Origin of the sequence: Methylomonas sp. MK1 (assembly GCF_000365425.1) — a bacterium.
Classification (GTDB): domain Bacteria; phylum Pseudomonadota; class Gammaproteobacteria; order Methylococcales; family Methylomonadaceae; genus Methylomonas.
Window position 1 is genome coordinate 1,121,119 of sequence record NZ_AQOV01000001.1, and the last position, 13,871, is coordinate 1,134,989.

A 13,871-nucleotide genomic window follows, 5' to 3' on the forward strand; every position below is an offset into this window, starting at 1 on the left:
TCGCCCTGGGAAAGAGGCAATCTAGCTAAAAGAGATATGGCGCTTAATCCTAAACCGAACTTAAGCCATTTCCGCGACCATATTTTCACTAGCAAGGAAGCGTCTCAAGGCGGGTTGAATGGCAGTGGTGGCGGCTGTGGCTGTAACTAGCGATAAGCACAAGGCGCTTGCCGCGCTGACTTCAGCCGCTCTGGCACTGCCAGGGCTCCAAGCCCAGGGAGCCACACCCGCTGCGCAAGCGGAAGCCAATTTTCACTACGGCCACTATCAGGAAAGCGATAATCGCATGGCGGTTGACGTCTATCACGCCGACTTTACCGTGCCTTATAAGGACACGCTTGAGTTGTCGTTTAGCATAGACAGGGATACCTACAGCGGGGCAACGCCGGCATTCAGCATGCCGGCAGCCATGGCAAACCAGCTCAATTACGATGATGGCGTGTTAAGCCTGGTGGATATTGTCTCGGCCGCATCGGCCGGCGTTAGCGCCGCAACACTCACCACCCCAGCCGGACTAAACAATTTTCAAGCGTTTAAGGATGTTTACGATCCAGGCCAAGCGCAAATTTTATCCACAATTAGCACACTTAAAGATCAAGCGGGACTATCGATAGCACCTTCACCCAGCAGCGGCACACTAAATTTCGACGGCATGAGTCAAGCGGCTTATGGCGGCCATGCCAATATTGCCGCAACCGGCATATGCGCGGACTGCTATGCAGAGTCGGGCTTTGTGATGGGCGTGGTGAGCGATGCCAATCCTACCAACCATCTGCATCAAGAACAGAATGATTTTGCCGCTGACGGCGTTACCGAATTATATGAAGTGGCTTATCACAACGATTCTTCAGGCATATATATTCGCGCCCAGGACGGACAGGCGTTCGACCTGAAATCTATGCGGTTTTCGGCTCCCTGGTCCACTTCCAGCCCGTTTGTCAATCGTAGAGCTGGCGCCTGGGAGATTTTAGGCTTCAGCCAAGCGCAGAATCTCAGTTTATCCAGTGGAGACGGCACTAATTATGCGACACGAGCGGCTTATAAAAGTGTTAATAACACCAGCGCGGACAGCTTTAACGGCATCATGGTACTGGGGAATGATTTTAAAAATATTTACGCGGTCTGGATTCATTTTATCGGCGAACCCGATTCGTTCATCACTGCCGGCTCCGCCTACAAAATGCGCCTTGATGACGTCAGTTATTCCCGACTGACTGGCGCCGACGCCGCGACAATTGCCCAATACAATCAACAAGTCTCAGCGATCAATGCCACGCAGGCCAACTTGTTTCAACAGTTGGTGATCGATGCGTATAGAAATGTCCTGAATCGGATGATTCCGCCGATGTCCTCCATCGTCCAAAAATATCAACAGCAACCGCTGGAAACCCGCACCATGCCGACTTTCAGCGGCAAATATTATTTTGACGACAACACCCTGGCGTTTTCCGGCGGCATGTCCGAAGAACCTGACTTTATTTCCAATTTCGGCTCAGTGACTTTAAGCCACGAATTTAACAACAAACTAAGTACCGTATCCGCTGGTTACAATATTTCCAGTAATCAAATTACTCGAAGCACTGACTCCGCCCACGGCGCAGCCGACGAACACACGCATGGCGATAATGACAATTCTCCCAATTATCAGGCACTGAATGAGACCAGCGCATCCCATGGTTTTAATCTAGGTTTTTCGCAAATTTTAAGCAAAAACACCCTGCTCCATTCGTCTGCCAGCTATACACGGCAAAACGGCTATTTGAGCAACCCTTACAAATACGTGTACATCCGTGGCGAAGTGACTCCGGAGGAATACTATCAAATCTATCAAGGCTCCAACGGCGCCCCGATCAATTGGAATGCCATCACCAAACTGGAAATGGTTGGCACGGAACTGTTTCGGGAAGTGAGACCGGATCTACGCAATCAATGGTCTATTTCCAACCGCATCAACCAATATATTCCTTCACTGGATGCCTCGGTGCATTTTGATTACCGTTTTTACGCCGACGATTGGGGAGTGAATTCACATACTGTTGAGCTCAAATGGTATCAATCCTTACCGATGGGCATTACCGTCACGCCGAGCTTTCGTTATTACTCACAGTCGCAAGCCGAATTTTTTGCGCCGTATTTTTTAGCGCCGCGCGCTGATGGACATTATTCCAGCGATTTTCGCCTAGCGGATTTTGGCGCCTTGAGCGGCGGGATTACCTTCAGCAAACAATTCAATAAAGGTGTGACGCTGGATGCCGGCTTTGAGTATTACACCCGGCAAAGCGGTTTGAAGTTAGGCGGCGGTCTGGATAACAGTTACGCCGACTACAGCTATTACATGGTGCATGGCGGATTGAACGTCAATCTATCCGCGTTAAGTTCGCAGTCCGGTGAGCATGCCCATCACCTGCATCATAACCACGGCGCACCGCTACCCGCCGGCGTTATGTTCGGCCATATGATGAATACGCCCGGTGAGCTGATGGTCGGCTACCGTTACGCCTACACCAATCAAACCGGCGGCATGCAATTTGGCTCGAGCACGGTGGACGACGCATCTTTGTTGAACTCAGCCTGCGGCAACTACCAATGCGCCTCGCGTCCCAGTGAAATGAGCATGAATATGCACATGCTGGACATCATGTATGCACCCACCAATTGGCTGAATTTGATGTTGATGCCGCAAATCATGGACATGAAAATGTCGTTATCGAACATTCCCGGTTCCACCGCTAGTAATGAACATGGCAGCGGCCATAGTAGCGGCGGCCTGGGCGATACCATTATGACCGCCATGTTCAAAGCCTTCGACACGCCCAACCATCACCTGCATGTCGGGCTTGGTGTCAGCGCTCCCACCGGCAGTAACGAAGTGACCGTCGATGGGCAAGACGCCCTGACCAGCCAAGTCCAGGATTATGGCATGCAGCTCGGCAGCGGCACTTGGGATTTCAGACCCAGCTTGACCTACACCGGTCAATTTGCAGACTGGTCTTGGGGCGCACAAATGAGTGGCATCAAACGCATGCAAGATAGGAATCGCGTTGGTTATGCTCTGGGCGACGCATTCCAATCCACCGCTTGGGGTAGTTACAAAATATTAGATTGGCTTTCTACATCGGTTCGCGGCATTTATTCCGAACAAGGCGCGATCAAGGGCCAATTCAACCGCAGTCATTCGCTGAACTCGACAGTGGACCACCCCGGCAACTATGGCGGACGCTTTTGGGACGTAGGTTTGGGTTTAAACGCCACCCTGCCAGACGGCCCACTTGCCGGCCACAGTTTCAGCATCGAGTGGCTGCAACCGATTGCTACCGATTTCAACGGGCACCAACTGGAAAGGGAAGGCACCTTGAATGCGACGTGGACTTTCGGCTTTTGACCGTGCCGCCCGATTAGCCCCCTCCTTTTACACCCAGGACCAGATACCCCGATATTTCTTACAAAAAATCATAACCGTTTGCTAGGCCGCTTGCTAAAACACCCTTCAGCGAGAACATGAATAGCGTTCCTGTTGAAATTAGGCCATTTCACGCAAAGTGCGGCATATCACACACCTCAAACAACAGAAGGCATTTATTTCCTTATATTTCATCATGTTATGAATGGCACGCTATGTGCTTTGAACGCAATGTGCCTAACCCAGGCACATTGCTTAGAAGACATAAATTGTTCGTCGTTGTTAATAAGCTCTTACAACAGCTTCAGCGCCGCCACACATGCTTCTAAATATACCTAAGGCCGGCGCCCTCCCCCCTTTCCAGTCGGCAAACATATTTTATTGCGAGGAATTACATGCTAAAAACCAAGTTATCTCAGGCCGTTGCTTTTGCTATGACCGGCATCGCCATCTCCGCTGTTTCCAGCTCAGACGCCGCCGCGGCCACTGTCTCTTATAACGCGTTCAACCATGACCGTTCCGCCCCCAAAGCATTGGTGTCTGGCGGCAATGGAACGGATGGCTGGATGAGAACCGGCACCAATGCGTGCGGTGCGGCCGGCAGCACCTGCGGCAATGGTCCAACTACCAGCAACAACCCAACAAAAGTCACCTCCGGGGGCGCAGGCAATGCGGCCGTGCCCTGGGTTGGTAACGATGCACGTACCGATGCGAACTTCAATTATTCAGGCACACAGACATTAAACTGGACGGCGGTCATCGGTGCGGGCGAAACTGCGGTAGTATCCAGACTGGATTCCAACACCCGTTACGGGGGCACCGTCCTTGCAGACGGCACGACGTTCAACTACGCCGACATTGATACTGCACAAGGCGCATGGCACGACGGCGCAGCCGAGGGCTGGAAACACGACACCGACATCGGCTTGTTTAAGTCCAACGTCACTCAGACTGTCACTCTTTCGATTTCCAGCCTGCTGGGTAACGGCTCCCTTAACGAAACGCCCGATTATGGCTTTACGGTGTTTGAAGGCAAAAATACCGGAACCACCAACTATTCTCACCACGGCACCTGGCATTCGATAGACCCAGCCAGCGCGCAAGCCGTAGGCAATAATGACAGCCAAATTACCGACCCCAATCCATTTGGCGGCAGTGGACTCACCGCTCTGATACTGGATGATGTTGTAGGAAATAGTGCTACATTCACCGCCGAGGCCGGCAAAATATACACCATCATGTTGGGCGGCTTTCAAGCAGGCGACTGGATAGAAACCCGCAACGACTATCAGCTGACAATTGCGGCCGTTCCCGTGCCGGGTGCGGTATGGTTATTTGGTAGCGCTTTGACCGGTTTTATAGGCCTGCAACGTCGTAAACGCTCGCTGGCATAACACTAAAAGCCATTAGACGCTATCAACCTGTTCGGCCCATGCTCGGCCGAGCAGGTATCTGCGCAAAAATCATGACATAACAAAGTCGTCAGAATCATTTTTCCTTGGCTCTTACGCCTGAATGACACACGCTCCCGCCCCTAAAGTAAAATATCAAAAACAAATGGGAGGTATTCACCGAACGCCATCTCACAAACCTTTTTTGAAGCTTGAATTAGCAAACCATACTCATCATGACCCCATTCATGCAACTCGGCCAAGCCGCCGTCCAACAGAAGAACTTCAGCGAAGCCGTGGCATGGTTTAGTAAGGCGGCCGAGGATAGCCCTAAAGATCCGCAAATCAAGGCTTGCCTGGGACAATCGCTATGCTGGCTAGGGAAGCGCGATGAAGGTTTGGCACACCTTCATCAGTCGGGGCAACTGCTTTTAAAAAAAGCCCGGAAAAGCCGCGACATCGGTTTGGCCCTGGATATGGTCGACCAATTGCAGTATTGGAATGACTTTCCCGGTGCGCTGGAGCTATGCAAACAAGCCGTGCAAATTAATCCGGGGCAATTGCGCGGCTATCAATTGCTGGCCTTGACCTACTCTCGTCTAAATCAGAAAAAACCCGCCCTCGCAGCCGGTAGACAGGCATTGAAATTGGCGCCGAACAGCGCAGTACTGTCGATTTTACTCGCCACTCTGGAAGCTGCCGATGGCCTGAACCAAGAAGCCAAACAACGTTTGGAAAAGGTATTGCAAAACGCCTTATTGACCACCGAAGAAAGGTTCCGAGCCAATAAAGAGCTGGCTCGGATTCTGGACAAACTTGGACAATATGATCAGGTTTTCCCGCATTTGCATGCAGCCGCCGAACAGGCGCCGCTCCTGCCGGAAGTAAAACGCCAAGACGCCAGTTTAGTTCCAAAAATGCTGGAAACACATAAGACGGAATTTGATAGCGAACTACTGGGACGCTGGACCCATACCGAGTTTCCAGCCGATCAACCCGCGCCGGTTTTTCTGCTGGGCTTTATGCGTACCGGCACTACCCTAACCCAGGAAGTGCTGGCCGCCCATCCGGAAATTTTTGTCGCGGACGAAACCGATCTGGTTATTTCGATGGCGAAGGAACTTAAGCGAATGTCGAATGGACAAGGTCACGTCACCGAGCAACTACGCAAACTCGATTTAGCAGGCGTACAACACTTACGTGCGTTTTACTGGCACCGAGCCCGCGCCTTGTACGGCGATAAGATCGGCACCCGATTATTGCTGGATAAGACGACGATGAACACCATCGATCTGGGCTTGATCAACTGCATTTTTCCGGACGCCAAACTGGTATTTTTGCTGCGCGATCCGCGCGACGTTTGCTTGAGCTGCTTCATGCAAACCATGTTGCCGACGCCATCAACGGTGCAATTACTAAGCTGGGAAAGTACTGCCCGGTTTTATGCGCAAGTCATGGACTGGTGGCTGACTATCAGACCGAAATTAACGATGCGTTTTATCGAGTTCCGGTACGAAGACGCGGTATTTGATTTCGAACCGGCATTCCGAAAGGTGTTTGATTTTATTGGTTTGGAGTGGGATCCGGCGGTCGCCGAATTCCATAAAAAAGCAGGCGGCAAGTACATCGCCAGCCCCAGTTTTAGCCAGGTCGCGCAACCTTTATATTCATCATCAGTTGGCCGTTGGCAGCATTATCGAGCGGAATACACCACCATCCTGCCTGAGCTGCAACCATTCATAAACGAGTTTGGCTACGAAAACTAGCTTAAATTAAGGGCTGGGAAACGGGATTCATGTCCCGAAACCCCGGCCTACTCAAAGCGATTAATTTTCCAGCCATAAATCGGGAACTGCCGATCCACTCCATCTGAACACAGTTGCACCGCAAGCCACTCAGCCCGACCGCAGAACTTCCAGCATCTGTAATTTAAGGTAAATAACCCATTTTCCGACACGCTAATTAGCCAAAACGCGCCTACCGGAGGAGTCCACACCTAAAAACCGGAGAAATCATGCTGGAATTTGCAATACAAAAAAATATTTCCTGTCAAAAGCCTCTAAAACATACTGTTTAGCGAAAGCTTAAAGTTCTTTCAGCGTCGACAATCTAAATGACTGTGTCATATAACACAGATATAAGGCATATGACCCATTTATCCGAAAGCTAGAAGTTTGACATATCGAAAAAATCATCTAGCGACCCGCTCATGCTTGTTCACGGCTGATAAAACCAGAACTCAACAAATTCTTATCATTGATTTATATGGATTTTTTCTATCGGCTAACTATAAAACACAATCAGGCATAGCTATTGCTTTTGCCTGGGGGATGCCGCGCTGGAACACAATTTAATTGGTTACCATGATCAGAAACATCCGGAACCGTGCTTTCTATCAAATCCCGTCGTTGTCCGCCGCATCAGCCTTATTTAGCTCAACCCAGGATTATAAGCATGAAAAAACAATTAAAAATTCCTTTGGCTTTTGTCGCCGCAATCGCCTTGGGCTATGCTCTGACCCCCAAACCGGAAACCGCTTTTACCGGCCACGGCAATGTCGATGCTTTAAGTAAAGTCTACGAGCGCTGGAAAACCGCACACGAACAACAAGGAAACTTAGAGGTATTGCGTGTCGGCTTGGGTTTTTCGCGAGCGCAATCCAGGCAATTTACCGCTGCCAATGGTGAAGCGGCATTGAATCTGGTGAATGGCCAATTAAGAGTGGCGGTCAGCGGCTTATCCAATCAAGAAGAATACGATGTTTGGCTGCTGGATAATCACAAATCCGGCAATAACCTAAACGACAAAGCGGTCAAAATTGGCCCATTGTCAGCCCATGAAGATAAACACTTACTGACAACCCAACTGGACCGCGACCGCTTCACCGGCTTTACGATGGATGCCGTCGCGATTGCCAAGGCCGGAGAGACACCGCAAACCGGCGGCCTGTTATTCGGCTCGCCAAGCTTACTGCAACGGCTATATTACACCGAGCGCTATTGGCCGGCGGCAACGGTAGGCTCCGTAACGACAGAAGAGAACGCCCGTCCCGCACAAGCGGCGTTCGAATTTTTATTACCCAAAACCGCGCAAGCAGCTGTGACTGCCTCGGCTGCCACCTCTCCAGAACAACTGACACAACTGATCGCCACCGGGCAACAGCTGTTTACCGAACAAACCTTTAACGGCAACGGTCGTACCTGCGCCACCTGCCACAGGCCGGACAACAACCATACCATCGATCCAAGTTACATCGCCAAGCTGCCGAAAACCGATCCGCTGTTTGTAGCCGAAACCAATCCGGTATTGGCCGATCTGGAAAAACCTGCGCTGCTCAGACAGTTTGGCTTATTCGTGGCCAATGTCGATGGCTTCGATAGACCACCGGTACTGCGTAGCTCGTCGCATCTGCTGGGTATAGCCAACACCTTAACCTTTGAAAAAACCATCAACCCAGGCTACGGCAACGGCGAATTCACTCAGGATACGGATTATTTCAACGCTCACGACCCCGAAGCACAGCAATCCGGTACACACACGCATGCTATCGGTTGGTCGGGAGACGGCGCACCCGACGGCGGGTCGCTGCGAGATTTCGCTAAGGGCGCCATCAAACAGCACTTACCGAAAACCCTGATTCGCGCTGAAAACATCGACTTTAGAATGCCTACCGAAGCCGAGCTGGATGCGTTGGAAGCTTATATGCTGTCCCTGGGCCGCAGCGAAGAAATCAATCTTGCCAATATGTATTTCAAGTCGCCGCTGGTGCAAAACGGCTTGTTATTGTTCAACACTAAAAACAATCCGAAACTTGCCGACGGTACGGTGTTATTCGGCACCACCGGCAACTGCAATGGCTGCCACTCCAACGCCGGCGGCATCAGCTCCACCACCAATGCCAATCCAACGCGCGACACCGGCGTAGAGCGCATGCGCGACCAGTTGCATCATTTGGCCGATCCTAATCTGGCATACGATGGCGGTTTCGGACAAACACTACAAACCGATTGTGGTCCGAACTTTAACGAAACCTGTTACAGCGACGGCAGTGTCGCACCGGCCGGCACCACCACGCGCCCCGCAGGTCACCATGGTTTGAATCGCTTCAACACCCCATCACTCATCGAAGCTGCCGATACCGCGCCGTTCTTCCACAATAACAGTGTGACCACACTGGAAGAGACTGTGGCGTTTTACAGTTCCGATGCATTTAACAGTTCGCCGGGCGCATTCACCTCGAGTAAAGCCAACCGCCAAGGCAAACTGGATTCGTCGCAAGTTATTGCCGTCGCTTTATTCCTGCGCTCCATCAACGTGCTGGAAAACATCCGCAGCTCTAATCTTTTGGACCAAAAAGCGATGGCGTTGAGCGGCGATCAAAGCGTCAAAACCTTGAAACTGGCGATTGCCGATACTCAGGACGCTATCGACGTGCTCAAGGAAGCTGTCATCAATCCCTATCCGGATGCGTTGGACAAATTGCAGCAAGCGCTTTATTACGAAACACAAGCAACGAATAAGTTTTATCCAAACCGCTCGACACTCATGCAAAACGCGATAAATCTGAAGAACCAGGCGCGAGCCATGATAGTCAGCGGCGGTTAACTTCTGTTGCCGGGACTGACATGTCCCAGTCCCGGCATTTCGGCAAGCTATTCACCTAACCTTTAAATAAAGTCTACCCTGCGAACGCCGAAGCCTAGTTGAGGAACTGGATTCCAGTTTTTACGGGAATGGCGACACCAGGGAATTTAAAGACTGACTTAGCAAAACCCACTCGCCCGGCAACTGCTACGCCCGCCGGGCCGGAGTGGTCTCCTTTTCAATATAAACCAGAACAACGATGAATAAGCAGCTCAAAAAATTAGTTAGAAACAGCCTGACCGCACTTATCCCGTTATGCGCGGCCGGTAACGCTCACGCCGCAATACTTACTTTTAGCCTCGATTACAGCGGCTTAGCATTCGGAAACGCCGCCACAGCGCAAGGCCTTATCAGCTTGGATGACCAATTCATTCCCAATCCAGGCTCGACTTTTCTTGATTTCAGCAACAATGATGTGATCAAGGCTTTCACATTGACCGTTTCCAACGCCACGGGAGGCCTAGGAAACGGCACATTTCAGATGATGGATTTCGATTTTGCCACCTGGGATAGCGCAGGCGAAACACTGGACTTTAGCCAACAATTGATGGGCCAGTGGACGCAAGGTGGCGGTTGGGGAACAAGCGCCAGATGGGACGGCGGCGCGGGTGAGTTTAACCTTTACGCCAAAGCCGGCTCCTCCGCACCAACCAGCTCCGGTTACTTTACCTTGGCGGCGAACAACGATTTTCTAAATGGCGATTTGTTGAGATTAGTGTCGTTCAAGCCCGTGTCCGGCTCTGTTCAGCCAGTTCCGCTGCCTGCACCAATTTGGTTATTCGGTAGCGCTGTCGGCGTGTTCTTGAGCAGAAAAGCAGTGAAGAAAGACCGTTGTTGATTTGCCTGTTAAACGTCGCTCCCGGGAAGGCGGAAGCCAATCGGCTACAATGATGCGCCAGGCAAATTAAAAGCTCCCGCCATCGCGAGAATTTAGAGGTATAAACTTGGAGATTTTCAACAGACATAAAAAAACCGGATGGAGCACGACTCCATCCGGTTTAAAAAGCCCAAAAATTTTAAGCTTGAACGGCCGTTTTACGACGACCGGTATACAGGAAGCCCATCAAAGCGCTTGTCATAAACCATACCGATGCGGGGAGAGGTACGCTAGTGACAGGATTTTGATTAGCAGCGGCTTTCAGATCGAATCCAAACAGAAAGCTCAAGTTGCTGGTGACCACGCCTGGTTTTACAAAGGTCAACAAGAACGTATTAGGAGCACCCAATTCATAGTTACCGACTTCGCTAACCCAACCGCTTGCTGTCCACAGACCCAATTTAAACGGGCTAGCAGAGGCAAATGTGCCTACACCGTTAAAAGTGTAAACAGGTGCATCAATAGCCAGATCAGCGGTAGCAGAAAAGATACCGAAGGTGTCACTTGAAGTAAATGGGAATGAACTAGAACCGAAGGAGATAAAATTGCTATCGCCGTCAGTAGATTCCCAAATGATGCCTGCCGAACTTACAGTCGAAACTGCAAATAGGCAAACAGCAAGCCAAAGTTTTAAAGATAAAAGCGTTTTCATGGATATTCCCCATTTAAATTAACGTTAACAATTGGTCATCCTTTTGACCACCTTACTCCGTAGTTGAAATTGTTCCTCAATGCCAACTAAGAAGGGGGGTGGATATATACAAACACCCACCCAAACAGGTTAATGCAAATATAATGCCATAATTAAAAACGTTTTTTTTCAATAAGTTATATCCACAACAATCGCAAAGTGTAAATATTACCGACACGTTACGAGTGATTTTTGCCTTTTGCGTAAAAAAGTCACCAAATCGGTGCGTTACGCGTCTGGAACTGAGACAAGGTAATTTTTCGGACATAAAAAAGCCGGATGAAGCTAAATTTGTTTCATCCGGCGCAACGACCGTCAAAGCATCTGTAGCAAATGCGGTCAGCGTCGGGCGCTTATTTCAACGCATTTCCACAGTCTAAATCGGCCACACGTGAGTAGCCAACGTTCTTGAAAATTGCGCCCTGTACCCCGAAGAAGCGAATAAACAATTCATCCCGGAGTTTATTGCGCTGCCTTATTTCCGCTTTTACGCCTTGCTCGGCCAATTGATTTTTAAATAGCGTTGCGCGCTGCCGCTCATTGAACACGCCGAGCGATATTGCCCCTTTGATATCACCATCGGTTACCGGCCAGATATCGTTAAATCCTTTGGCCTTTAACATCATTTTATTGATACGGGTTTGCTCGGCATCTTTTCCAGCCGGGTAATAAACCTGGAAGTCCGACGCCACAATGCTCGACTTGTTTACCGCTTTGAACGCAGTTAAACGCTCGGTATTAGCCCAGCGCCGCAACGCTTCCTGATCGCTGAACGGCCCAGCCTCGTAGCACTGATGGATCTCGGCTTTCCGCCTTTCGGAAACAGTTGGCTTAGGTGTATGGGGGCTTGTTTTGAGGATCAAAACAGCTTGGGGCGGATTCAAGCGCTGCAAAATATCCTTCGCTTGCTTAGCTTGTATTTCAGCGGCGGCGTTGTCCAGATAAGCAGAAATTTGTGCTCCACGCCTAGCCGATTGTCTTTCGCTGACCGTTAGCAAGGCCGGAATATGGCTGACTGGCTCGAGCGATGGCGTCAGCGCACCAAAATGTAGCTTCCAGAAAAAAAACAACACATTCAGCAGACATAACAAAAAAAACAGCGCTTTCATGAGACGTTTTCATTTCGGCAATAATTGAGCAAGCCTTTAAAGACCAAATCGCCGTCTACAATGCTTGGAACGGCCAGGTGTCGAGCTAAGGTCTCCCCATCGCCGCCGCTCAATACCAACTGATACGCTTTGGGCTGACGCGCCAAGGCAGCCTCTACCAAGCCAGTCGCAGCTAACAAAGTACCGTTATTGATAGCCGCCGACGTGACAACCGCCAAACTTGTATCTGCCTGATCTTCGCTAAACGGTAGCGCGGCGGTATTGTCTGCCAAGGATTTTTTCATCAGCAACAACCCCGGACTAATTAAACCACCCAGATGCCTGCCATCGCTCTCGATGAAATCTATTGTGATAGCGGTGCCACAATCGACGACACACGTATCCCCGGGATAATAACGATGTGCCGCCTGCAATCCCAACCAGCGGTCCACACCCAACTTCTCCGGGCGAGCATATGCATTTTTGACGTTAAAAGCGGTTTGCGAAGACTGCGGAATGATTACTTCAAGACCTGGCCATATTGACCGCGCCATTTCGACCAGCAACAAGATCAAAGAATTTTCCGATACCGACGCAATAGCTATTTGCTTGGGTGCTGGGATATTCAGCCAATATTCACGCAAGCCTTCAGAGAAATCCGGCTGCCGATAATCCATGAACTGAGTCGGCTGAAGCCGACCGGCCTCTGCCAGGGTCCATTTCAGACGCGAGTTGCCAATATCGACCAGTAAAATCATAACCGCCGGAAACTGACTTCGCCGGACGCAAACACACGGGTTTGGCCGTCCGCGAGTTCCAGCAACAACAGGCCTTGATCATCAATGCCCGCCACCACGCCGCTAAAGCTCTGCTCGTGCATAAAAATATCGACCTGTTTGCCTTGCATGGCATCGTAGCCACGCCATTCGTCGAGATAATGCTCCAGCGCACGGGTCTCGTACTCTGCCAGCACGGGTAACAACTGATTTAATAACTCGCCCACCAACCGATTGCGTTTACCATGAAACGACTCGGCCAAAATGGCGTGCAAATCGACCCAATCCTGCTCGATAGCTTGTCCTTCATGGGCCGGCAAATACACATTTAAACCCAAACCTATCACCGCGTGGCACGGCCCGTTAGTTTCTCCTGAGACTTCAATTAAAATCCCCGCCAATTTACGTTGGCGCCAATAAATATCGTTCGGCCATTTCAACCCCACATCAACAATGCCGAAACCTCGCAACGCGCGGATTACCGCTACTCCGACCGCCAGACTCAACCCGCTGATCGCAGCCGGCCCACCCTGGAAGCGCCACAAAATCGATAGGTAAATATTGTGACCAAACGGCGAAACCCAATACCTGCTGCGCCGCCCTTTCCCGGCGGTTTGCCGTTCGGCCAGACAGACCGAGCCGATGCCAGCGCCCTGCCGCGCCTTTTCCAATAAATGCGTGTTGGTAGAGTGAATCTGATCGTGAATTTCCAGCTCACCCAACAATGATTTTGCATGTCCATCCAAGTGCTGATCGATCTGCTGCTCATCCAACAACTGTAAAGGGTGTTGCAAGCGGTAACCTTTACCCGAAACCGCTAGTAACTCGATACCGAATTCGGACAACGCACTTAAGTGTTTCCATACAGCCGAACGACTAGCGCCCAGCAAGCCCGCCAATTCGGTCCCGGAGTGGAATTGACCATCCGCCAGGACATGTAACAACTGTTTGAGTTTAGGAGAGATCAATCGCCAACCTGCCGAACGCTCTGTAAAAATGCACTA

10 protein-coding genes are annotated in these 13,871 nt (G+C 50.6%); 6 read left to right on the forward strand and 4 right to left on the reverse strand.

Annotation, left to right across the window (positions count from 1 at the left end; translation table 11 throughout):
* The first annotated feature begins 36 nt into the window (after positions 1-36).
* The 6 genes from G006_RS29055 to G006_RS0105165 all read left to right on the forward strand — a co-directional run bounded on the left by G006_RS29055 (position 37) and on the right by G006_RS0105165 (position 10,273).
* Positions 37-150 carry a DUF4266 domain-containing protein gene (locus tag G006_RS29055; protein WP_231499702.1) on the forward strand — a complete coding sequence of 38 codons (114 nt, stop codon included), beginning with the start codon at positions 37-39 and terminating at the stop codon, positions 148-150.
* A complete protein-coding gene (locus G006_RS26920; RefSeq protein WP_020482099.1) occupies positions 119-3,382 on the forward strand; it encodes a DUF3570 domain-containing protein in 3,264 nt (1,087 codons plus the stop codon). The genes G006_RS29055 and G006_RS26920 overlap by 32 nt, the downstream gene beginning before the upstream one ends.
* A gap of 413 nt (positions 3,383-3,795) precedes the next feature.
* Positions 3,796-4,794, forward strand: coding sequence for a hypothetical protein (locus tag G006_RS0105150; RefSeq protein ID WP_020482100.1), 999 nt, complete (start codon positions 3,796-3,798; stop codon positions 4,792-4,794).
* Positions 4,795-5,027: 233 nt separating this feature from the next.
* Entirely contained in the window at positions 5,028-6,557 is a 1,530-nt protein-coding gene (locus tag G006_RS0105155; RefSeq protein WP_152428806.1) for a tetratricopeptide repeat-containing sulfotransferase family protein, read from the forward strand.
* Between the two features lie 688 nt (positions 6,558-7,245).
* On the forward strand, positions 7,246-9,396 hold the full coding sequence (locus tag G006_RS25005; RefSeq protein ID WP_020482102.1) for a hypothetical protein: 2,151 nt from the start codon (positions 7,246-7,248) through the stop codon (positions 9,394-9,396).
* Positions 9,397-9,634: 238 nt separating this feature from the next.
* The gene (locus G006_RS0105165) at positions 9,635-10,273 is read left to right on the forward strand and encodes a hypothetical protein (protein ID WP_020482103.1); all 639 of its coding nucleotides are present in this window, start codon (positions 9,635-9,637) and stop codon (positions 10,271-10,273) included.
* Positions 10,274-10,451: 178 nt separating this feature from the next.
* Here G006_RS0105165 and G006_RS0105170 read toward each other — a convergent pair whose 3' ends face one another.
* The 4 genes from G006_RS0105170 to birA all read right to left on the reverse strand — a co-directional run bounded on the left by G006_RS0105170 (position 10,452) and on the right by birA (position 13,835).
* A complete protein-coding gene (locus G006_RS0105170; protein ID WP_020482104.1) occupies positions 10,452-10,964 on the reverse strand; it encodes a hypothetical protein in 513 nt (170 codons plus the stop codon).
* Positions 10,965-11,356: 392 nt separating this feature from the next.
* On the reverse strand, positions 11,357-12,112 hold the full coding sequence (locus tag G006_RS0105175) for a hypothetical protein (RefSeq protein ID WP_020482105.1): 756 nt from the start codon (positions 12,110-12,112) through the stop codon (positions 11,357-11,359).
* A complete protein-coding gene (locus G006_RS0105180; RefSeq protein WP_020482106.1) occupies positions 12,109-12,849 on the reverse strand; it encodes a type III pantothenate kinase in 741 nt (246 codons plus the stop codon). Before G006_RS0105180 ends, G006_RS0105175 begins: the two co-directional genes overlap by 4 nt.
* Positions 12,846-13,835, reverse strand: coding sequence for a bifunctional biotin--[acetyl-CoA-carboxylase] ligase/biotin operon repressor BirA (birA, locus tag G006_RS0105185; RefSeq protein WP_026146857.1), 990 nt, complete (start codon positions 13,833-13,835; stop codon positions 12,846-12,848). Before birA ends, G006_RS0105180 begins: the two co-directional genes overlap by 4 nt.
* Positions 13,836-13,871: the final 36 nt, after the last annotated feature.

Coding starts and splice junctions, on each gene's coding strand:
- G006_RS29055 (WP_231499702.1), top strand. CDS start 37: ATGGCGCTTAATCCTAAACCGAACTTAAGCCATTTCCGCGACCATATT.
- G006_RS0105170 (WP_020482104.1), bottom strand. CDS start 10,964: ATGAAAACGCTTTTATCTTTAAAACTTTGGCTTGCTGTTTGCCTATTT.
- G006_RS0105165 (WP_020482103.1), top strand. CDS start 9,635: ATGAATAAGCAGCTCAAAAAATTAGTTAGAAACAGCCTGACCGCACTT.
- G006_RS0105180 (WP_020482106.1), bottom strand. CDS start 12,849: ATGATTTTACTGGTCGATATTGGCAACTCGCGTCTGAAATGGACCCTG.
- G006_RS0105155 (WP_152428806.1), top strand. CDS start 5,028: ATGACCCCATTCATGCAACTCGGCCAAGCCGCCGTCCAACAGAAGAAC.
- G006_RS0105150 (WP_020482100.1), top strand. CDS start 3,796: ATGCTAAAAACCAAGTTATCTCAGGCCGTTGCTTTTGCTATGACCGGC.
- G006_RS25005 (WP_020482102.1), top strand. CDS start 7,246: ATGAAAAAACAATTAAAAATTCCTTTGGCTTTTGTCGCCGCAATCGCC.
- G006_RS26920 (WP_020482099.1), top strand. CDS start 119: ATGGCAGTGGTGGCGGCTGTGGCTGTAACTAGCGATAAGCACAAGGCG.
- G006_RS0105175 (WP_020482105.1), bottom strand. CDS start 12,112: ATGAAAGCGCTGTTTTTTTTGTTATGTCTGCTGAATGTGTTGTTTTTT.